The organism is Alteromonas sp. 38, assembly GCF_902506055.1.
Classification (GTDB): domain Bacteria; phylum Pseudomonadota; class Gammaproteobacteria; order Enterobacterales; family Alteromonadaceae; genus Alteromonas; species Alteromonas lipotrueae.
The window spans coordinates 3029514-3051086 of the sequence record NZ_LR733300.1 but is presented as its reverse complement, the minus strand read 5'-3'; the positions used below and the strand labels follow the sequence as shown (position 1 = coordinate 3051086).

General features: G+C 43.5%; 15 protein-coding genes and 1 rRNA gene. 8 read left to right on the top strand and 8 right to left on the bottom strand.

The genetic code is table 11. The features are described 5' to 3' along the window. Positions 1 to 5: 5 nt before the first annotated feature. Genes FLAVO9R_RS13240 through FLAVO9R_RS13225 form a run of 4 tightly spaced genes read right to left on the bottom strand, consistent with a single transcriptional unit; the run spans position 6 to position 3153 of the window. Complete coding sequence (locus tag FLAVO9R_RS13240) at positions 6 to 737, bottom strand: DUF1365 domain-containing protein (RefSeq protein WP_159532045.1); 732 nt, start codon at positions 735 to 737, stop codon at positions 6 to 8. After that, a complete protein-coding gene (locus tag FLAVO9R_RS13235) occupies positions 734 to 1999 on the bottom strand; it encodes an NAD(P)/FAD-dependent oxidoreductase (RefSeq protein WP_159532043.1) in 1266 nt (421 codons plus the stop codon). The genes FLAVO9R_RS13240 and FLAVO9R_RS13235 overlap by 4 nt, the downstream gene beginning before the upstream one ends. 12 nt (positions 2000 to 2011) lie before the next feature. Next, a complete protein-coding gene (locus tag FLAVO9R_RS13230; protein WP_159532041.1) occupies positions 2012 to 2731 on the bottom strand; it encodes an SDR family NAD(P)-dependent oxidoreductase in 720 nt (239 codons plus the stop codon). Continuing rightward, entirely contained in the window at positions 2728 to 3153 is a 426-nt protein-coding gene (locus FLAVO9R_RS13225; protein WP_159534611.1) for a nuclear transport factor 2 family protein, read from the bottom strand. Before FLAVO9R_RS13225 ends, FLAVO9R_RS13230 begins: the two co-directional genes overlap by 4 nt. 295 nt (positions 3154 to 3448) lie before the next feature. On the opposite strand from FLAVO9R_RS13225, the gene FLAVO9R_RS13220 reads away from it, so the two are divergent. The 3 genes from FLAVO9R_RS13220 (at position 3449) to FLAVO9R_RS13210 (ending at position 5486) form a co-directional block, all read left to right on the top strand. Beyond that, entirely contained in the window at positions 3449 to 4024 is a 576-nt protein-coding gene (locus FLAVO9R_RS13220; RefSeq protein ID WP_159532039.1) for an LON peptidase substrate-binding domain-containing protein, read from the top strand. Positions 4025 to 4153: 129 nt separating this feature from the next. Beyond that, a complete protein-coding gene (locus FLAVO9R_RS13215) occupies positions 4154 to 4765 on the top strand; it encodes a sigma-70 family RNA polymerase sigma factor (protein WP_159532037.1) in 612 nt (203 codons plus the stop codon). Next, a complete protein-coding gene (locus FLAVO9R_RS13210) occupies positions 4758 to 5486 on the top strand; it encodes a ChrR family anti-sigma-E factor (protein WP_159532035.1) in 729 nt (242 codons plus the stop codon). The genes FLAVO9R_RS13215 and FLAVO9R_RS13210 overlap by 8 nt, the downstream gene beginning before the upstream one ends. Positions 5487 to 5595: 109 nt before the next feature. On the opposite strand, the gene FLAVO9R_RS13205 is transcribed toward FLAVO9R_RS13210, so the two are convergent. Then, positions 5596 to 6363 carry an outer membrane protein assembly factor BamD gene (locus FLAVO9R_RS13205; RefSeq protein WP_159532033.1) on the bottom strand — a complete coding sequence of 256 codons (768 nt, stop codon included), beginning with the start codon at positions 6361 to 6363 and terminating at the stop codon, positions 5596 to 5598. 168 nt (positions 6364 to 6531) lie between these two features. Between FLAVO9R_RS13205 and rluD the strand changes: the two genes are divergently transcribed. The 3 genes from rluD (at position 6532) to clpB (ending at position 10983) form a co-directional block, all read left to right on the top strand. Then, positions 6532 to 7515 (top strand): 23S rRNA pseudouridine(1911/1915/1917) synthase RluD, encoded by a 984-nt coding sequence (gene rluD, locus FLAVO9R_RS13200; RefSeq protein ID WP_159532031.1) that lies wholly within the window; start codon positions 6532 to 6534, stop codon positions 7513 to 7515. 57 nt (positions 7516 to 7572) lie between these two features. Next, positions 7573 to 8307 (top strand): peptidoglycan editing factor PgeF, encoded by a 735-nt coding sequence (pgeF, locus tag FLAVO9R_RS13195; RefSeq protein WP_159532029.1) that lies wholly within the window; start codon positions 7573 to 7575, stop codon positions 8305 to 8307. 99 nt (positions 8308 to 8406) lie between these two features. Next, positions 8407 to 10983, top strand: a complete 2577-nt coding sequence (clpB, locus tag FLAVO9R_RS13190; RefSeq protein ID WP_159532027.1) for an ATP-dependent chaperone ClpB — start codon at positions 8407 to 8409, stop codon at positions 10981 to 10983. Positions 10984 to 11087: 104 nt separating this feature from the next. On the opposite strand, the gene prsT is transcribed toward clpB, so the two are convergent. From prsT to xdp1 (FLAVO9R_RS13175), 3 genes are all read right to left on the bottom strand, one after another. Next, positions 11088 to 13913: an XrtA/PEP-CTERM system TPR-repeat protein PrsT gene (gene prsT, locus FLAVO9R_RS13185; protein ID WP_159532025.1), complete on the bottom strand. Its 2826-nt coding sequence runs from the start codon at positions 13911 to 13913 to the stop codon at positions 11088 to 11090. Positions 13914 to 13999: 86 nt separating this feature from the next. Then, on the bottom strand, positions 14000 to 14875 hold the full coding sequence (gene xdp1 / locus FLAVO9R_RS13180; protein ID WP_159532023.1) for an exosortase-dependent surface protein XDP1: 876 nt from the start codon (positions 14873 to 14875) through the stop codon (positions 14000 to 14002). 197 nt (positions 14876 to 15072) lie between these two features. Further along, positions 15073 to 15954: an exosortase-dependent surface protein XDP1 gene (gene xdp1 / locus FLAVO9R_RS13175; protein ID WP_159532020.1), complete on the bottom strand. Its 882-nt coding sequence runs from the start codon at positions 15952 to 15954 to the stop codon at positions 15073 to 15075. 252 nt (positions 15955 to 16206) lie between these two features. Here xdp1 (FLAVO9R_RS13175) and pssA point away from each other — a divergent pair, with 252 nt between their 5' ends. After that, a complete protein-coding gene (gene pssA / locus FLAVO9R_RS13170) occupies positions 16207 to 17040 on the top strand; it encodes a CDP-diacylglycerol--serine O-phosphatidyltransferase (protein ID WP_159532018.1) in 834 nt (277 codons plus the stop codon). Between the two features lie 1094 nt (positions 17041 to 18134). Further along, positions 18135 to 21001, top strand: a 23S ribosomal RNA gene (locus FLAVO9R_RS13165). The last annotated feature ends 572 nt before the right edge of the window (positions 21002 to 21573 follow it).

The window sequence follows — 21573 nt, the reverse complement described above, 5'->3', positions numbered from 1 at the left end:
TGTTATTATTCCTGACTTTTCTTAGGGTGGTTATAAAGTGGTGTACGCTTTATAAGTAACTTTAACGCCTGCCAATATATGCCAATTATTGTTCTAATGGTCATACTAGGTATACGTTTCATAACCCGACTTAGATTCGCATTATCTAATGAAAGCCGTGTTAAATTAATTCCAGCATTGAACTCTTTTTCGCCTCGAACACAGTCCATCGTTAATGATAGGCGTTGGCTAGGTTGCGTTATTCGCCATTTGTAAGTCATGTCCATGGGATTAAACGGTGATACATGAAATGCTTTTGGTGTGTCTGCTTGCACGGCTAAATCGACCAGATAATAATGCCGCTCATTCCAAGGGGTATTGCTGACTTCTGCTAATACATGGGTAAAGGCATTGTCTTTACCCTTTAAATAATAAAAATTAACAGGGCTGAAATACATTCCCCACATTCGAAGTTGCCCAAGCATGTACACATCGCCGCTTAAGGTATCCTCACTTAAACTGTTCATTTTTTCTAGTACGCTTTGGTCTAATGGCCTGTTGCTATCACCTAAATAGTCTTCTCGTTTAAAGCGTACCCTTGCTTTAGAATTAACAGAGAAGTGTTTCAAGGCTGCTGGCAATGCATCGACTTCACTTAACTTTATCCAGAACAAATAAATATGATAGTCGAACTTATGTTGGGTAGGTGAAAAGCGCTCGTGATACACCTTTCCTTCATAAATAGCGCTATCCATCATAGGTGAGCTCCAAATCGCTCACATACATCTAATGCGCTATGCACACCATCTTCATGAAAACCGTTATACCAGTAGGCGCCACAAAAATGCAGATTATCCACACCACATATCTGGCTTCGGCGCTGTTGTGCATTCACCATAACGTCACTAAATTGAGGATGCGAATATTGGTAACTACCCAATACCGCGCTTGTATCAATTTTATCCGTGTTATTAAGGGTGACGCAGTAGGTATTAGCTGCGTCTAATCGCTGAAGAATATTCATATCGTAAGTCACCGAAGCCGGTCTTTCTTCCTCGCCAGCATCGTCTTTTAAGCGGTAATTCCAACTTGCCCATGCAAGCTTTCGCTTAGGAAGTTGGTTTGTATCTTTGTGCATAACGACGTCATTTTCAGCGAAGCGAATAGCGCCCAACACCGCTTGCTGAACTTCGCTGGGAGTATCTAGCATGGCTAGTGCTTGGTCGCTATGACAGGCGAAAATAACGTCATCGAATAAAGCTTGAGTGCCAGATGTGTCAGTTACCTGCCACTTTTGGCCTACTTTTTTCACATTAGTAACGCCACATGATAGCTTTATCTTGTCTTTAAAACTGGCAGTTAACGGGGGAATATAAGTGCTAGAGCCACCTTTAATGGTATACCACTGTGGCCTGTCAGTTATATTCAATAAACCGTGGTTGTTAAAAAACTGGAGAAAGAAAGTCAGTGGGAACTGCCTAGTTTGGGCAAGACTTGCAGACCAAATAGCGGCGCACATGGGCAAGATATAATAGCGCGCAAAGTCATCGCTTAATTTTAGCTCGTTAATGACATCTTGAAGCGTCATAGAAGAAGTGTCTCGCTTCTCGGCGACAAAGGCTTTGCAGGCTTTATTAAATTTCAGAATGTCACGCACAATACGCCAGAACCTTGGGCGTAGTATATTCCGACGCTGTGCAAATAGGCTGTTTATCGTATTGCCATTGTACTCGATGTTAGCTTTCTCACTGGTAACAGAAAAGCTCATCTCGGTAGGCTGGTATGCGACATCAAGCTGCTTCATCAGCTTTATAAATCTAGGGTAGGTCCAATCATTAAATACAATGAAACCGGTATCGATATTTCGTTCAATACCCTCATCGTTGATTTTTTTCGTGGCGGTGTGCCCGCCAATGTAATCATTGGACTCATAAACAGTGATATTAGCTGTTTTATTTAACAAATACCCACACGTCAGGCCTGAAATGCCGGTCCCAATAATCGCTACATTTTTTGTCATTGTTATTGTGCTCTACTGCTTCTCTCGCATCGATAGCGATAATTTCTTTTGTAATCCAACCGGTAAGATATGCATAAATCGAAGTATAAAGCCAAATATGCGAGGGAAGAAAACGGTTTGCTTACCCGTCTCAACACCTTTAAGCATAGAAACCGCCGCTTCATTTGCCGTAATTTTCATTGGCATATCAAAGTCATTTTTGTCAGTAAGGGGTGTTTCAACAAACCCTGGTGATACCGCTTGAACATTTATACCGCGGTCGTGTAAGTCAACCTCTAAGCTTTTTGTAAAATAGTGAAGAGCTGCTTTACTTGCCCCGTATGCCTGAGAACGGGTAAAGGGAAGTAGGCGGGCCATACTATCTACGATGACTAGCTTATTCCCTTTCTTTAATGAAGGAATGAGCGCCTCTACACAGTGAACTACGCCAAAAAAGTTCGGTTCGAAAACCCGCCTAAACATATCCGACTCGAATTCATCAATATCTACATATTCACAGGTGCCTGCATTTAAAATAGCAATGTCGCACTTTACGTTGTGCAGCGCTTGTTTAGCCTCTTTTAGAGAAGTTACATCAAATTGAAGCGGCTTAATGTTTGGCTTCGACGCCAGTTCATCTAACACTTCTTGATTTCTACCACATGCAATAACCTGATAGCCTTTTTCTGCCGCATGAAGTGCTAATGCTTTGCCAATTCCTGAGGTGGCGCCTGTAATGAGTAATGTCTTCACTTCGCTAACCTCTTTTTAATTTTCTTCACAAAGAAGCCTAACAGAGGAATGTGTTCATATACCATTTCGCCTAAATCGTAGTAATCTTTGTGATAGACAATCTTGTCATCCTTTACCGTCAACTGGGTATTCCCGTCTACGACAATTAACTTGTCGCTTTGCTTAAGTTTGAGGTTCATTGTCCAGTTAACGATATGGGTGATGCTGTTGCTATTCACTGGCGCTATCATTGATATGTCAAACTGACAGCGTTCGGCTTGCCCAAGTAAATTTGCAAAATACTTTTGTACGCTATTAAGGCCATGGTGGGTAGTGATAGGGTCAACAAATGCCACGTTGGAAGCATAAATATCTGCTAAGTCATCTAGGGTGATTTGGCATATATCGGCGTACATCGTTGAGAATCTATCTAATACAGTCATCACTTCTTCACTTTGTTAATTTGCTTGGATAAACATAAAACGGCCATGTAACGTGTTGTTACTATTGCTAATACTGCGTGGGAGCTTGTTTGCAAATACTATACACGCTATTTTGATTATCGTTCTACTATTCGAAGCGTAACCGGGTTGGTTAATGTTTTCTTAATATATTCATTCTACAAATAATGTAGCGCGTCGGATCATTACCTTTAGACTAAAGTGTGAAATTTTTTCCCTAGCGATCCAATTTGTTCACAGTGGCGTAATTGCTTATGACCAAAAGAGTTAAGAGTTTATGAGTAAGACACCCATTCCACTATTTCCGTTATCTGCCCATTTGCTTCCAGAGGGACGTATGGCGTTACGCATTTTCGAGCCAAGGTACACGCGCATGGTTAAGCAGGCATGTGCTGAAAATAAAGGGTTTGTGATGTGTATGCTAAACGCATCTGGTGATAAATCCCGTAATGAACATATTTATCCGATTGGTACCTACGCCAAGGTTGTCGACTTCGATTTGCTCGATGACGGCTTGCTTGGCATAAAGGTTGCTGGATTAGAGTTAGTTGAGGTAACTGATGTAGCAGTTGAATCAGATGGGTTACGTACAGGTCATTGTCATTCTGTATCGCCTTGGAACTGCGAAATATCACCTCAGCAATTAGCGCCTATAAATGAGCGTTTGAAAGAAATTTTTGCGAAGTATACGGAGATAGCATCACTTTATGAGGAAACCCGGTTTGACGACCCTATGTGGGTGTTAAGACGGTGGCTTGAATTGCTACCTGTTGATGGTGGACAAAAGCAGCAATTTCTTAGACAGGGTGGTGGCAAGAACTTACTTAACTATCTGTGTGCATTAATTCGATAAACCGAATTAATAGATAAAGTGTTAAATTCCATTAAACAATTGTAATGTGGAATTGGCGATTTTTTCGAACTTCTTTCATCGTTTGTTTGTAAAATATATTAATCGAATCGGATAAACGGACGAAACCTTATGTTAGTTGGAATTCCTTTAGAACAAAGTAAGAGTACGATTAAACCGAAAGAATGCGCGGTTGAGATGTCAGATTACCTAGTTGAAGTTGCCCAAAAGCGTTGTAAAAAATCTTTTGCGCGAGTTTTTAATTACTTTGCTCCAAGACTTCGTTCATACGCTTTAAAGCAGATGGGTAACGAAGCCCTTGCCATGGAACTAGTACAAGACACTATGTCGAATGTGTGGCAAAAAGCGCATTTATTTAACGCAGAGAAAGGTTCGCCATCTACCTGGATTTTCACCATTGCTCGAAATATTCGTTTTGATATGCTGCGTAAGCTTCAAAACCGAAAAGAAGATGTATGCTCTGATGATCTTTGGCCAGTATTGTGTGAACAAACTGCCGACCTAAACGAAGCACCTCTTGACGAACAAGTAACGTTAGAACAAATCGGTTATTTGTTTGAATCGCTTCCGGTTAAACAAAAGGCAGTTATTGAAGCTATTTACATTGATGGTAAATCTCAGCAAGAAGTCGCCGATGAATTAGATATCCCACTGGGTACTGTTAAGTCAAGAACTCGCTTAGCACTTCAAAGATTAAAAGGTATGTTGCAAAGTAATGATTAGGTTCCACCCGAGTGCTCAACAACTTGTTTCATTCGTTGACGGAAATTTATCGCCGGCGGTGTCGCTGATGGTCTCTGCACATTGTGATATGTGCAGCACGTGTCAGCGATTTGTGGAACAAGAAACCGAGCGCCTAGCTGGTTCGTTACTGCAAGATAATGGTTTTAAGCAAGTTGACCTTAAAGCCGATTACAGCGCAATGATTGCGCAAATTACTCAAGCGCCGTCTTCTGTTGAAGCTGATACCGGCTTGAATCAGAAAGAAATCTCCCGAAAGCCAAGCAGTAAGACAGAAGTCAGTAAGGCTGCTATCCATTCTATTGAGCTTGATGGCAGGAACTTTGTCCTCCCACGAACACTTCAGCGGTATATAGAGAAGACAGGGGGCTGGTCTAGTTTAGTAGGGAAGTTATGGCAGGCACCTGTGGATTTAGGTAGCCAAGGAGTAGCCAATTTCATATATATGGCTAAAGGTGGTAGTGTGCCCGAACATACTCACCGAGGCACTGAATACACTTTGGTGATAAACGGTGAATTCAGTGATGGGATTAACAACTACGATTCTGGCGATTTTATTTTCATGGATGGCCAAAATACGCATACCCCGCGTTCTGATAATGCCCAAGGTTGCTTAGTATTTACTATTGTTGACCAGCCCTTACATTTTACGTCTGGTATAGCGCGCCTTCTCAATCCATTTAGTCATCTTTTCTTTCGCTAGCCTTCGTAATAGTATTTTTGTAAATTTTCTCAGTTAAAGTTAAAAAGCAGATTCAAAAAAAAGCGCAGTTTGTTTTAAACTGCGCTTTTTATTACTGCTATTAGAATGATTAACTAATAAAGTCACTTTCAGGGAAGTTCAACTTCAATGTCTTCATGGCATTACCACGCAAATCATCTAATCCTAATTGCTCGTAACTAGATACCATAATTTCAAGCGCTTGCTGAATTTGTGTACTTTCAGGGAAGTGCTCGATAACATATCTGCCACGGTTAGCTGCTGCAACATAAGCGTGTCTGCGCATGTAGAAGCGGGCAATAGCAATTTCGTATCGTGCAAGCCTGTCTTTAATATGAAGCATGCGCTTGCGTGCGTCTGCAGCATATTTGCTGTCAGGGTATTGCTGCATTAAGCGTCTGAAATCTTCAAAAGCCTGACGAGATTTCGAAGGATCTCGGTCAGTCCTATCAATGTTCATTAAATCTTGAAACAGGTTACTGTCAGACTCCATGTTGGTAAGGCCACGCATATAGTAGGCATAATCAACATCTGAGTGGTTTGGATTAAGACGAATAAACCTATCGATAGTGGCTAACGTCTCATCACTCTTACCTGATTTGTAGTAACTATAGATAAGGTCTAATTGCACTTGGTGCGAAAGCGGGCCAAATGGGTAACGAGAGTCTAATGCGCCTAATGTCTGGGCCGCAGCACTGAAGTTACCCACTTCCATGCTTTCTTTGGCTCTGTTATATAGCTGTTGCGCACCCATATTAGCCATAACGGCTTTTTCTTCTTCGTCGGAGGAGCTACTACAGCCTGCGACAGATACCATTGCACCTAATAACACAGGTGCCAGTAATCGAATTGATTTCATAATAGTTCTTTTTTCCTGCTAAACAGTATTGATTACTTCGCTGTCTAAGCTCATGTTCTCGTATTCTAACGTACTCGCGATGATAAAAACCATACAAATTCGCAAACAACGCAGTGTACCGATTGAAAGCTTGTTATAATACCCTTTTTACACTTAATAATCGGTGTTATGACAGAGTCGGACAACACATTACAATTAGAAGCAACCACAGGGGCTGAGCACTTTGGTCTTCGGTTAGATCAGGTTTTAGCTGATTTGTTCCCTGAATATTCACGTTCTAAGCTAAAAACTTGGATCCAAGGCGGAAATGTGTCCGTTGATGGACAGGTTATCACAGTACCACGCCATAAAATGCAAATGGATGAGGTGGTGACTGTTAGCGCTGAAATAGAAGTGCAGGTCACTAGCCAAGCGCAAGATATTGCATTGGATATTGTTTATGAAGATGAACATATTTTAGTCATTAACAAACCTGCTGACTTAGTGGTTCATCCTGGTGCGGGCAATCCAAGTGGCACTGTGCTTAACGCATTGCTTAATCATGTTCCTGACATCGATAAAGTGCCTCGTGCCGGTATAGTGCATCGTTTAGATAAAGACACAACAGGCCTGATGGTAGTAGCGAAAACCTTACCAGCACAAACCCACCTGGTAGATCAGCTGCAAACACGAGTGATGAGCCGAGAGTATGAAGCCGTTGCGATGGGCACTATGGTAGCTGGTGGTGTGGTGGATGCGCCTATTGGGCGCCATGCAACTAAGCGTACACACATGGCCGTGCGTGAAAATGGTAAACCTGCAGTAACTCACTTTCGTGTTATCGAGAAGTTTCGTGCTTATACGCATTTGCGCTTAAAGCTGGAAACAGGCAGAACCCACCAAATTCGTGTGCATATGGCCCACATTAAGCATCCGTTACTAGGCGATCCTACCTACAGTGGTAGACCACGCTTACCGAAAGGTGCATCTGATGATTTTGTTAACACGTTACGGGGTTTCCAGCGTCAGGCTTTACACGCAGCTCAGCTTTCTTTGTATCATCCAGAATCGGAAGAGTGGATGACATGGCAAGCGCCACTGCCAAAAGATATGCAAGATTTATTGGCTGCAGTACGCTTAGACTCTAAAGAAAACCCTGAGGATATGATTTAATCAGTGCAACTGGTTTGTCTGACCCAATAAAATGGCTGCAGAGCGACGGAGCTCAACATGATAACACCTCAATGGCATAGCCCTGAAAATGTGGTTGCTTACACTACCACGCGTGATGGCAGTGGCTGTGACCATGATGGCGAAGGTGCCAGTCGTGGGGAGTTTGCCCAATGTAATGTCGGAGACCACGTGGGTGATGACAAGGAAGCCGTGGCATTAAATCGCGCTGGTTTACCCTATGCCAATGCTATTACGTGGTTAAATCAAGTTCACGGCAATCATGTTGTTACGTTGCCTTCTTCCGAGACAGAAGGCGATGCAGCTTTTACCACAAGTAGTACGCATTTTTGTGCAGTAATGACGGCTGACTGCGTACCTATTCTTATCTGTGACATTACAGGTAAAGAAGTGGCTGCCGTGCATGCTGGATGGAAAGGGCTTGAGTCTGCAATTATTGGCCGCACAGTGAGCCATTTTTCGCGCCAAGCTTCAGATTTAATGGCTTGGATTGGGCCAGCCATTTGTCAGCAGTGTTATGAAGTAGATGCTGCGTTAGCACAACGCTTCGCGGATTACCCATCAGCAATATGCCAAGGTGATATACCCACTAAGTTTCAATTGGATTTACCCGCCATTGCTGCCCAGCAGCTAGCATCGCTAAATGTTGGTACCGTCATCAATAGTCAGCTATGTACCTATTGCAATGAAAAACAGTTTTATTCCCACCGCAGAGCAACGCATCAAGGCAAGCTAGCTACTGGCCGAATGGTAAGTGTAATAGGTTTGCGCTAAATCAAAGGTTTACGAAACTTTAAACGTTTCTCTTGAATCTCATTCAATAAGATCCCATAACTAATGCATAAGGTATTTTGACATTATTAGGGTTTAGCCATGCGATTAGACAGATTCACCAATAAGTTCCAACTTGCCATTTCGGATGCTCAATCTTTAGCGCTTGGGCGCGACCATCAATACATTGAACCTGTACATTTAATGACGGCTTTGCTGAACCAGCAAGGCGGCTCGGTACGCCCCGTACTCGACCAAGCAAATGTAAATGTGAATGCACTGCGCTCGGCATTGAGTGAAGCGGTTGACCGTATCGCTAGCGTTGATGGCATTGGCGGTGATGTACAGCTAAGTAAACAAAGTGGCATTCTGCTTAACATGTGCGACAAAATAGCTCAGCAGCGTAAAGATGAGTACATTACCTCTGAAATTTTCGTGCTGGCAGCCTTTCAAGATAACGGTCGATTAGGCGAAATTTTAAAGCAGCTTAACATTACTAAAGATAACGTAGAAAACGCTATCGACTCTATGCGAGGCGGGCAAACTGTAAATGATCCGAATGCCGAAGACGTGCGCCAAGCGCTGGAGAAATTTACTACAGATTTAACCGAGCGCGCAGAACAAGGGAAGCTCGACCCTGTTATTGGTCGCGATGATGAAATTCGTCGTGCAGTGCAGGTTTTGCAACGCAGAACAAAGAACAACCCAGTTCTTATTGGCGAGCCTGGTGTGGGCAAAACCGCGATTGTTGAGGGGTTAGCGCAGCGCATTATTAATGGTGAAGTACCAGAAGGGCTTAAGAATAAGCGGGTGCTTTCGCTTGATATGGGCGCATTGGTGGCGGGCGCAAAATATCGCGGAGAATTCGAAGAGCGCCTTAAAGCCGTGCTTAACGAATTAGCTAAAGAAGAAGGTCGGGTTATTTTATTCGTTGACGAACTACACACCATGGTAGGCGCAGGTAAAGGCGATGGCGCTATGGACGCGGGTAACATGTTAAAACCAGCGTTAGCTCGCGGTGAATTGCACTGTGTGGGCGCAACTACCCTTGATGAGTATCGCCAATATATCGAAAAAGACGCCGCTCTTGAACGCCGATTCCAGAAAGTGTTGGTAGATGAACCCAGCGTAGAAGACACCATCGCTATTTTGAGGGGGTTGAAAGAACGGTATGAACTTCACCATTCAGTGGATATTACCGATCCAGCTATCGTAGCGGCGGCCAGCTTGTCTCATCGCTATATTAGCGACAGACAACTCCCCGATAAAGCTATTGATTTGATTGATGAAGCAGCATCGAGTATTCGTATTCAAATAGATTCAAAACCTGAAGATATGGACAGATTAGAGCGCCGTATTATTCAACTGAAACTGGAAGAGCAGGCACTTGCCAAGGAAACGGATGATGCCAGTCACAAACGTTTAGAAATGATTGAGCTTGAACGTGAGCAAGCTGAAACTAAATACAATGACTTTGAAAAAGTATGGCTTGATGAAAAAGAAGCCATGCAAGGTACGCAAACCATTAAGTCATCGCTAGAGCAAGCTAAACTCGATTTAGAGATTGCGCGCAGGGCATCAGATTTAAATCGTATGTCTGAGCTTCAGTACGGCAGAATTCCCGAGTTAGAAGCAAAACTTGAGCGGGCATCTGAAAATGAAACCCGAGAAACTAAGTTGGTGAAAAACAAAGTCACCGATGTTGAAATTGCCGATGTATTGTCACGTTGGACAGGTATACCTGTTGCTAAAATGCTAGAAGGCGAGCGTGACAAACTACTTAAAATGGAAGATGTACTACACAAACGTGTTGTGGGGCAGGGGGAAGCGGTTGAGGCAGTATCTAACGCAATCAGACGTTCTCGAGCTGGCCTTGCGGATCCTAACCGTCCTATTGGCTCCTTCCTGTTTTTAGGCCCAACAGGGGTTGGTAAAACTGAATTATGTAAAGCGCTAGCCGGTTTCATGTTCGACACCGAAGACGCCATGGTGCGCATTGATATGTCGGAATTTATGGAGCGCCACTCTGTTGCTCGTTTAGTTGGGGCGCCCCCTGGCTATGTTGGGTATGAAGAAGGTGGCTATTTAACCGAAGCAGTACGTAGAAAGCCTTATTCTGTAATTTTGCTCGACGAAGTAGAAAAAGCACACCCTGATGTTTTTAATATCTTGCTACAGGTATTAGACGACGGTCGCTTAACCGATGGGCAAGGTCGCACAGTTGATTTCAAAAACACCGTAGTGATCATGACATCCAACTTAGGTTCTGACATTATTCAAACGCAACATGAAGAAAGTCAGTACGAAGAAATGAAAGCGTCAGTGATGTCGGTGGTAGGGCAGCATTTCCGTCCTGAGTTTATTAACCGAGTTGATGACATTGTGGTATTCCACCCACTTGGCAAAGACGAAATTAAATCTATTGCTAAAATTCAACTAGCAGCACTTCGTGCTAGGTTAGTGGAAAAAGGGTACAAGCTTAATTTATCTGGGGCTGCTATGGATAAACTCGCTGATGCTGGCTTCGACCCTGTATATGGTGCGCGGCCACTTAAACGGGCGATTCAGGTTCATATAGAAAATCCACTCGCACAAAAGTTACTTTCAGCTGATTTGGTACCAGATTCTGTTATCAGAATAGATGTAGATAACGAAAAGCTAGTGATTTCAAATCAGTGATTAATTAGCTTATGCCGCAGTAATAAGCGTGTAGATAAAACAAAGCCACACATCTTGATAGAGAGTGTGGCTTTCTTATACGTGAAAAAAGTTAACGAACGTAATTAAAGACCATCGAGCAGGCTTTGTGCTTCAGTGCGTTTAAAGAAAGGCCGTTTCACATTTACCGCAAAGGTTAATTCTTCTTTTGCTTCTTCAATTCTGCCTAACTTAGCCAATGTATAACCAAGGTGATAGCGAATGTTAGGATCATTGGCATCTCGGGCAAAGGCGTCGCGTAGCATTTTGAGGCTTGTTTCATATTGCCCTTGTTGTGCTTTTAACCAGCCAAACGTATCAAGAATTTTCGAAGATGAGGGGTCGAGTTCATAGGCTTTGATGATATAGCTTTCAGCACTCTCCGTTCCCATTTCCATTGCCATAATAGCTAGCCTATTGTAAGCCTGTGCTGGACTTGGTGTTTCGGGTATTTTTACTAGCTCATTATATAGGGCTGTTGCTGCGTCAAAATCACGTATGAAATAGAGATATTGAGCAAGTAAGCTTTTGGCCAGAAGGTTTTTTGGGTTTTGCTTGATAATTGCCTCTGACTCTTCAATGAATGTATCTACATAGCGCTCATTAAGGGCGTAGTTGTAAATAGCGATTAGCGGCGGTGCGAAATCTCTATCTAGTCTAAGGGCTCGTCGATAAGCCTCAAGGGCTTGTTCATCACGTTCTTCAGCTGTCAAAGCTCTGCCTTTCAGCAACCAATAATTGGCATTGCCCTGCTGTGTAGTTGCGATAGACGCCAGTAACACGTTTGCATCATTAACTTTATCTAATTTCAATAAAAGTCGTACATGAGCAAGGACTATAATTGAAGAATCTGGTGCAGCTGATTGTGCCTTTTCCATTGCTGCCAGCGCTCTATCTTCTTCATTTATTAGCAATAGTTGGTCACTCAAACGAAGTAACCTAGTGGCGTCTTGCTGTATAAAGTTCTCAACAATATTTAGCGTTTTTTTCGCGTTCTCATAATCTTTTAACGCAATTAACAATCCGGCTTTACTGAGAAGGTAATCAGGATTGTCGAATTCATCTTTGATAAGTCTATCTAAATGATATAGAGCGCTTTTACTATCACCTTCACGTTGGTAAATAGCGACTAACCGCTCCTTGGCGGCTATGTTTTGCGGGTTTAGCGTAAGTATATCAATGTAAATTTGCTTGGCTTCTTGTGTACTACCAAGACGAGTCAAATTGTGTGCTTTAAGTAGCAGTGTTTCGTTATGCTTTGGCGATAGAGTAAGCAGTTCTTCAACGAGTTGTGATGATACGTCTAGGTTCCCCAATCTGCTTTCAGTAGCAGCCAAATTGAATTTTGCAGGAAATAACGCGGGGTTAATTGCCAATGCTTTTTCAATTTTCGATTTGGCTTCTGCTAATTGCCCCTGCCGTATAAGAATCCCCGCTTGTAAATTATAAACTTCAGGATCCTCTGGGAACTTGTCTGCAAGTAGGCCAGCGCTGCGAAGTGCTTGGTCGTAACGTGAGGCTTGAAGGTTCATTAACGCGTAGGTGAAAAGATAAGAAGGGCTGTCTTTATACCTAGAAAAATTTTGTTCGAGGATCGCCAAGGCTTTATCCTGCTTACCTCTTGCCGCCATCAATCTAATTTTAAAAAGCTGTAATTTACTTTCCGAGGGGTGTCGTATTTCTAGTTGCTGCAACAACCTTTCAGCTTTAAAGGCTTTATTCTGTTTTATAAACAAATCGCCTAAAATAAGTGCCGAATCAGGATTTTCCAGCAGTACATCCTGATAACGCTCTAACAAAAGTAGGGCTTGCTTACCTTGTTGCGTAGAGAGATAAACCTGAGACAGCATCATTACAGCCTGAATGTCATCAGGTTCATTTTGTAGGTAGCTTGTGAAGTCCTTCGCTGCCTTTTCCATATTGTTATTGAAAAAGTTTGTCAGCCCGCTTATGTACAGCAGCATAGGTTGAGAGGCAATTATTTCAGGATCTAATTGACTCATAAACTCATTGAGCTGAAGTAATTGTTCATTGTCGATGGCTGTTTCGGTATTACGGCTTTGCAACCAACTATTTAACAAAATGGCGAGAGGGTCGTTGGGCGTATCTTCAATAATTTCATCGACAAATAGCTTCGCTTGGTCATAGTCTTTAGCTTGTAGATAAAGGTCAACAAGATTCCTAAGTGCAATAGGATCTTCGCGGTTAAATGATAGTGCGGTTTGCAGGTATTCAGTAGCCGCTTTGGTATTTCCCTCGCGATAGGCCAATTGGCCTTTTAAGCGCCAAGTAATGGCATTTTCTTTTTCTATATTCTCGGCGTCATTAATAAGTTTACGAGCCAATGATAAATTATCTCTTTGAAGCGCAATAGAAGCCAACCCATTAATAGCAGGAACGTAGCGAGGGGTATCAGAAAGTATTTGTGAATAATCAGTTTCGGCACACGTTAGATCATCTAGTCGTATACATGCTGTGGCGCGTATTTGCAGCCAAGCTCGGTTGCTTTCCTTGGTGAGTTTACTGGTTTGATTAAAGTTGACGATGTCTGTGTATTTATTGAGAAAGAGCCAAGTATTGCCCAAGGGCTCGGCGAGCAGGTTTATGTCTGCTCCCATCTCTATTGCTTCTACAAACTCAAGTTCTGCTGCATTTAAATATCCGTTAATGAGTAGTATTTTTCCCATTAGGATTTTGGCAGCTAAGTTCTCGGGGTCTTTTTTTAAGCTATTTTTCAGGTGAATATAGGTTTCGTTATACTTATCTGCGTTAAATGCAGTAAGTGCTTTTTCATAATCCTCCGAAGTCGTAGCATGAGCGATGCTTAAAAAACTTCCTGCAAATGCCGATGCCAATATTGCCGAGGCCAATGTAGAACGCCAAATACGCGAACGTCCAGTTCCTAAATTCATTATTAAATTATCCTGCTAACTGCCATAAAAAAAGGTGGCCAAAGCCACCTTCTAAAGATACGTGTTTTTTTTCTATTTTGAAACTATTACGCAGTGCGTTTTCTACGCCATATAAGAATAGCAAAACTCATTAGCATCAAGCCAAAAACGCCAGGCTCATGAACTTCAGCAACGGGGGGCGGAGTGCCCTCAGTAAAATCAATAGAGGTAATTTTAAATCCATCATTGTACATTGAAGCACCATCTACGCTGCCAAACACAGTGTTATAGGCGCCAACTAACCAATACTTCGCTGAGTTAACTAATTCTAGCTCGCCAGTAGTATAGCTGTACGACCCAGTTTTAGTAATATTGAATGACCCTGAAACCGCACCAGTAATGATTTCAGACCAGCTGCTGGACTCGCCTTGGAGTAACCCTAGCTGGCTATCATTTAATGCAGCAATTGAAACTTGTTGGTCAGTGCCATTGTTGTTTGCCCAGCCAAAGTCAATGTTATCAAGTGTTACATCAGAATCGAAAGAGAACAATACGAAATCAAAGTCAGCGTATGCAATTCCGGCAGCTGTGTCTTCGCCATTCCAGTAGTAGTTATCAATAGAGTGGTTGGGGCTAGTTGACCCTTCACCGTCCTGATTCAAAACACCATAGCCGTAGAAGCTAGATACTTCGTAGGGCGAAGCCGTTTTCACTATTTGGTCGAAGTCTTCAGGATCTAAGCTATTACCTGTATCAGACCAACCGGTAAGCGTAATGTTTACACCACCTATAGTTACCCCAGTAGCAGAAGTTACTACAGACTCGTCAAAATCAGTCAAATCGTAATAGCCTTCAGCAAGAGAGCTGTCAACAGGGTCAGTTGTGCCGCTATATCTATCGCCTCGACTACCGCCTGCAAACGCAGGTGCGCTTAATGTTGACAAAACCACTAAGGATACTAAAGCTTTATGTAAATACTGCATGGCTATACTTCCACTTTTAAACTGAAATTTTACTATTAGTAACCAGTTAATGCATTATTTGTGCCATATTTTTATGTTTTTGTTTTTTTTGGTTTTTATTTTTGAGTCTTACGCTTTTTGGGCTAAGTAGTAAAAAAAACTGACAGGTAATACCTGTCAGTTTTGAACTAAAGTAGCGCTTTTTACGTAAGCGCCATTCAAAGCTGTTTTCTACGCCAAGCGACAAGAAATACACCTGCGAGCAATAAGCCTAACGTGGTTGGCTCACTGACTTCAGTTGAGGGGGCCGGTGGACTCTCATTTGCTACAGAAAATCCAACTGATGAAAGCTTAAAGGCATCATTTCCAATATAACCTCCGATATTTTCAAAAACGGTATTATAAGCACCGATTAACCAATACTGGGAAGTGTCTGAAATATCGAAATCTGCCCTATGTTCTACATAGTCACAATTTTCTATATCATAAGAGGCAGTTGTCAGTGCATCAGCAACGATATCGCTCCAGGTTTGACTGCCTGAGGTTAAACCTGAAATGGAATCAAGTGCGGCGACAGATACTTGGGAGTCGCTGTTGCTGTATAGCCAGGAAAAGCTTGCCCCTGTTACAGAAACAGCTTGGTCGAATGACAACAAAACGAAATCGAAGTCTGTGACGTTTCCGTTTACTTTATTTACATTATCTATCGCGTGATCGGGGCTATAGTAAGTTTCCCAATCATCATTTGTTACACCATATCCATAGTAGTCAGATATTTTTTCTAACTTCGCATCTACAACAAGGTCATCGTTTTTACCGTAGGTGTCGGACCAAGCGGAGACAGAAATGTTTACCCCGTTAACCGAAATGGTGCTATTGAGAGGATCTGTTCCTGATTGAACGCCATCATCAACGAGGTCATAGATATTCTCGCCTAACGCAGATTCGCATAAATCGTTGTTAGATGAGCTGTTATTTGAGCTGCACCCTGAGTAGTCGGAATTATGCCATTTATTAGAACCTGCTTCAGCAGTGGAAAGTGGCAATAGGGTTAAACCAATAAAGCCCGCGGTAAGTATTGATACATTAAGCAAACGCATTATAACTAGACCTTCTTTATCTATATAAAAGGTGTAGTTCGTACGATATTTAGCTCTTCTTTTTACAGGCAGAGTAGATTTCGTGAACTTCAACATGATAGATGTATGATAACTGAACAGGTGATGTGGTTAGGTATATTAGCCTATACCTAGTTATTTATATGTGCTTCAGTGGTGCGGTGAATGTTATCTATGCGCCAGCAATGAACTATGAAATAATTAACACAGTTATTTATGTATATATGAGGACTTATGTCTGAACAAAAGCGAAAAGGGATTTATCTTCTTCCCAATCTACTAACCACTGCTGGTCTATTTTCAGGCTTTTTTGCAGTAGTGTCTTCGATGACAGGAAGGTTTGAAGCAGCAGCGGTAGCTATATTTGTTGCTATGATTTTTGATGGATTAGATGGCCGCGTTGCGCGTATGACGAATACGCAAAGCGATTTCGGTGCTGAATATGACTCAATGGCTGATATGGTGTCATTTGGTATGGCGCCGGCGTTAGTGGCATACAACTGGGGCTTAACTGAGCTCGGTAAGTTCGGTTGGTTAGCTGCCTTTGTTTATGTGGCAGGTGCTGCTTTACGTTTAGCACGATTTAATACGCAGGTTGGTATTGCCGATAAACGCTTCTTCCAAGGCTTGGCTAGCCCAGCTGCAGCAGCAGTAGTTGCTGGCTTAGTCTGGGTAGGCGTTGAATATGATGCTGTAGGTACAGACTACGGAATTGTAGTGGCGTTAGTTACTGGTTTCGCTGGCCTACTAATGGTGAGTAACTTCAAATACAATTCATTTAAAGAATTGAATTGGCATGGGAAGGTTCCTTTCGTAGGGCTGCTTATTGTGCTACTTATATTTGTAGTGGTAGCAACAGAGCCTGCTTTAGTACTCTTTATTGTGTTTTCTCTTTATGCGCTTGCTGGCCCAATCAATACATTTAGAACCGTCGATAAAGTTACATTGAACGACGTAGTAGGTGAGCAAGAAGAAGATGCAGACTTTGATGCTGATGCTAATAGTGCGACCGATACTGTTGATAGTAGCGAAGGGCAGCAAGACGAAGAGTCGTCTAATAAAGTGTAAAAACACGCCTTTCAGTCATTAATAGTGATGAGTTAGTTGTATTAATATACCAAACGACTAAAAAGCGACCTTCTAGGTCGCTTTTTTTATGAATTATTAAAAAGAGGTTGACCTTGCCTCAGAAATCTCTAGAATGCGCATCCGCTTCGACAGGAAAGTAAAATAACTTACACTGGCAAAGCAAGTCACTACAACCTCAAAGGCAGTACTGGCAAGGTTTACAAGGAAATGCTTTTGAAATTAATTTTTTGAAAGTGTTGACATGAAAACCGAAGCGCGTAGAATGCGCGCCTCGCTTCAAGGAGTTGGCAACAACACTGGAAAAGCAGTTTTCATTAACTCTTTGGAGTTAACAACGATTCGGAAAGAAATTTACGAAAAACGTTGACACTGAAAACGAAGCGCGTAGAATGCGCAACCGCTTCGAAGAGAAGCGCTCATCGAAAAGGCAATGGCTGTTCGGGTGAGGTGGGGAAGTCTAAGCAACTATATGTAGTGTTAGTCCTCCTTGCGCAAAAACAGAATGCTTCGCATTATGATTTTTGCACGATAGTTCTTTAACAATTTATAACAAGACAATCTGTGTGGGCACTCATTAAGAGTGTCACACAACGACGATTCATATTCGATATATTTAATTGAAGAGTTTGATCATGGCTCAGATTGAACGCTGGCGGCAGGCCTAACACATGCAAGTGTTCTTTAACAATTTGGAAAGCTGATATTTAATTAGTAAATCAATCAAAATTTGAGTAATTGAGAAGTCGAAAGACGTACTTACTACTCTACTTGACTTGAATTGCTTGTTATCAATCTTTATTTGATAGCAAGGCAATTTCACGATTAGCTTGTCATGCATACAACTGAGTTAGATCTCATCTAAGTCCTGATTTCAAAAGGCGGGAGAGTTCTTCGCTCAATCATTGTTTTAATATTCTTATTTATAAGGTTATTAGTGCAATGGGCGAGGTAACAGTTTCTAGTCGACTAAATCGACGAGTAAGCGAAGGCACATACTTTTAGTATGTAACTGAGCGAACGAGGAAAATTTAGGAAGAATAGGAAGTGTTAACGAAGGCCATTTGGGGTTGTATGGTTAAGTGACTAAGCGTATACGGTGGATGCCTTGGCAGTTAGAGGCGATGAAGGACGTGTAAGTCTGCGAAAAGCTGTGGTGAGCCGACAAAATGCATTTGAGCCACAGATGTCCGAATGGGGAAACCCACCTATTTATAGGTATCGTTACATGAATATATAGTGTAACGAGGCGAACGAGGGGAACTGAAACATCTAAGTACCCTTAGGAAAAGAAATCAACCGAGATTCCCCTAGTAGCGGCGAGCGAACGGGGATTAGCCCTTAAGCAATTTTGGATTTAGTGGAAGCCTCTGGGAAGTGGCGCGATACAGGGTGATAGCCCCGTACACGAAGAAACCATTGTTGTGAAATCGAGTAGGTCGGGACACGTGTTATCTTGACTGAATATGGGGGGACCATCCTCCAAGGCTAAATACTCCTAACTGACCGATAGTGAACCAGTACCGTGAGGGAAAGGCGAAAAGAACCCCTGTGAGGGGAGTGAAATAGAACCTGAAACCGTATACGTACAAGCAGTGGGAGCGTGACTGCGTACCTTTTGTATAATGGGTCAGCGACTTATATTTAGTAGCAAGGTTAAGCGAATAGCGGAGCCGTAGCGAAAGCGAGTGTTAACTGCGCGTTTAGTTGCTAGGTATAGACCCGAAACCCGGTGATCTAGCCATGGGCAGGTTGAAGGTTGAGTAACATCAACTGGAGGACCGAACCCACTAACGTTGAAAAGTTAGGGGATGACTTGTGGCTGGGGGTGAAAGGCCAATCAAACCGGGAGATAGCTGGTTCTCCCCGAAATCTATTTAGGTAGAGCCTCGGACGAATTCCATTGGGGGTAGAGCACTGTTAAGGCTAGGGGGTCATCCCGACTTACCAACCCTTTGCAAACTCCGAATACCAATGAGAACTATCCGGGAGACACACGGCGGGTGCTAACGTCCGTCGTGAAGAGGGAAACAACCCAGACCGCCAGCTAAGGTCCCAAAATATTGCTAAGTGGGAAACGATGTGGGAAGGCATAGACAGCTAGGAGGTTGGCTTAGAAGCAGCCACCCTTTAAAGAAAGCGTAATAGCTCACTAGTCGAGTCGGCCTGCGCGGAAGATGTAACGGGGCTAAGCAATATACCGAAGCTGCGGATACGTGTTTACACGTATGGTAGGGGAGCGTTGTGTAAGTGGATGAAGGTGGATTGAGAAGTCTGCTGGACATATCACAAGTGCGAATGCTGACATGAGTAACGATAATGGGAGTGAAAAACTCCCACGCCGGAAGACCAAGGTTTCCTGTCCCATGCTAATCAGGGCAGGGTAAGTCGGCCCCTAAGGCGAGGCAGAAATGCGTAGTCGATGGGAAACGGATTAATATTTCCGTACTTATATAATCAGTGATGGAGGGACGGAGAAGGCTAAGCAAGCTTGGCGTTGGTTGTCCAAGTGAAAGCAAGTAGGCCGAGAATTTAGGTAAATCCGGATTCTTAAAGCTGAGATGCGAGACGAGCTACTACGGTAGTGAAGTTGTTGATGCCCTGCTTCCAGGAAAAGCTTCTAAACTTATGATTATATGAACCGTACCCCAAACCGACACAGGTGGTCAGGTAGAGAATACTAAGGCGCTTGAGAGAACTCGGGTGAAGGAACTCGGCAAAATTGTACCGTAACTTCGGGAGAAGGTACGCCCTTGTTTGTGATAGGACTTGCTCCTTGAGCAGATGAGGGCCGCAGTGACCAGGTGGCTGGGACTGTTTATTAAAAACACAGCACTCTGCTAACTCGCAAGAGGACGTATAGGGTGTGACACCTGCCCGGTGCCGGAAGGTTAATTGATGGGGTTATCTTCGGAGAAGCTCTTGATCGAAGCCCCGGTAAACGGCGGCCGTAACTATAACGGTCCTAAGGTAGCGAAATTCCTTGTCGGGTAAGTTCCGACCTGCACGAATGGTGTAACCATGGCCACGCTGTCTCCACCCGAGACTCAGTGAAATTGAAATCGCAGTGAAGATGCTGTGTACCCGCACCTAGACGGAAAGACCCCGTGAACCTTTACTACAGCTTGGCACTGAACATTGAACCTACATGTGTAGGATAGGTGGGAGGCTTCGAAGCACAGTCGCTAGATTGTGTGGAGCCGTCCTTGAAATACCACCCTTGTACGTTTGATGTTCTAACATTGGTCCCTTATCGGGATTATGGACAGTGTCTGGTGGGTAGTTTGACTGGGGCGGTCTCCTCCCAAATAGTAACGGAGGAGCACGAAGGTTAGCTAATCACGGTCGGACATCGTGAGGTTAGTGCAATGGCATAAGCTAGCTTAACTGCGAGACAGACACGTCGAGCAGGTACGAAAGTAGGTCATAGTGATCCGGTGGTTCTGTATGGAAGGGCCATCGCTCAACGGATAAAAGGTACTCCGGGGATAACAGGCTGATACCGCCCAAGAGTTCATATCGACGGCGGTGTTTGGCACCTCGATGTCGGCTCATCACATCCTGGGGCTGAAGTCGGTCCCAAGGGTATGGCTGTTCGCCATTTAAAGTGGTACGCGAGCTGGGTTTAGAACGTCGTGAGACAGTTCGGTCCCTATCTGGTGTGGGCGTTGGATGATTGATGGGAGCTGCTCCTAGTACGAGAGGACCGGAGTGGACGAACCGCTGGTGTTCGGGTTGTCATGCCAATGGCATTGCCCGGTAGCTACGTTCGGAACGGATAACCGCTGAAAGCATCTAAGCGGGAAGCCGGCCCAGAGATGAGTCATCCCTGACTTTTAAAGTCCGGAAGGGTTGTTATAGACGATGACGTTGATAGGCAGGATGTGGAAGCGTTGTAAGGCGTTAAGCTAACCTGTACTAATTGCCCGAGAGGCTTAACCATACAACGCCCAAGAGGCTTTTTATNAGTGGCGCGATACAGGGTGATAGCCCCGTACACGAAGAAACCATTGTTGTGAAATCGAGTAGGTCGGGACACGTGTTATCTTGACTGAATATGGGGGGACCATCCTCCAAGGCTAAATACTCCTAACTGACCGATAGTGAACCAGTACCGTGAGGGAAAGGCGAAAAGAACCCCTGTGAGGGGAGTGAAATAGAACCTGAAACCGTATACGTACAAGCAGTGGGAGCCCCATCACTAAGTGCCTTTAGTGATGTGACTCACAAAGTGCAACCGTTTGATAAGCGTTAACGTTGACCTGCGAGGCAGCCAACGGTAAACCGCCAAAAATCAAGCAGGGTGCTTAGTGATGGGGTGACTGCGTACCTTTTGTATAATGGGTCAGCGACTTATATTTAGTAGCAAGGTTAAGCGAATAGCGGAGCCGTAGCGAAAGCGAGTGTTAACTGCGCGTTTAGTTGCTAGGTATAGACCCGAAACCAAGTCCGGAAGGGTTGTTATAGACGATGACGTTGATAGGCAGGATGTGGAAGCGTTGTAAGGCGTTAAGC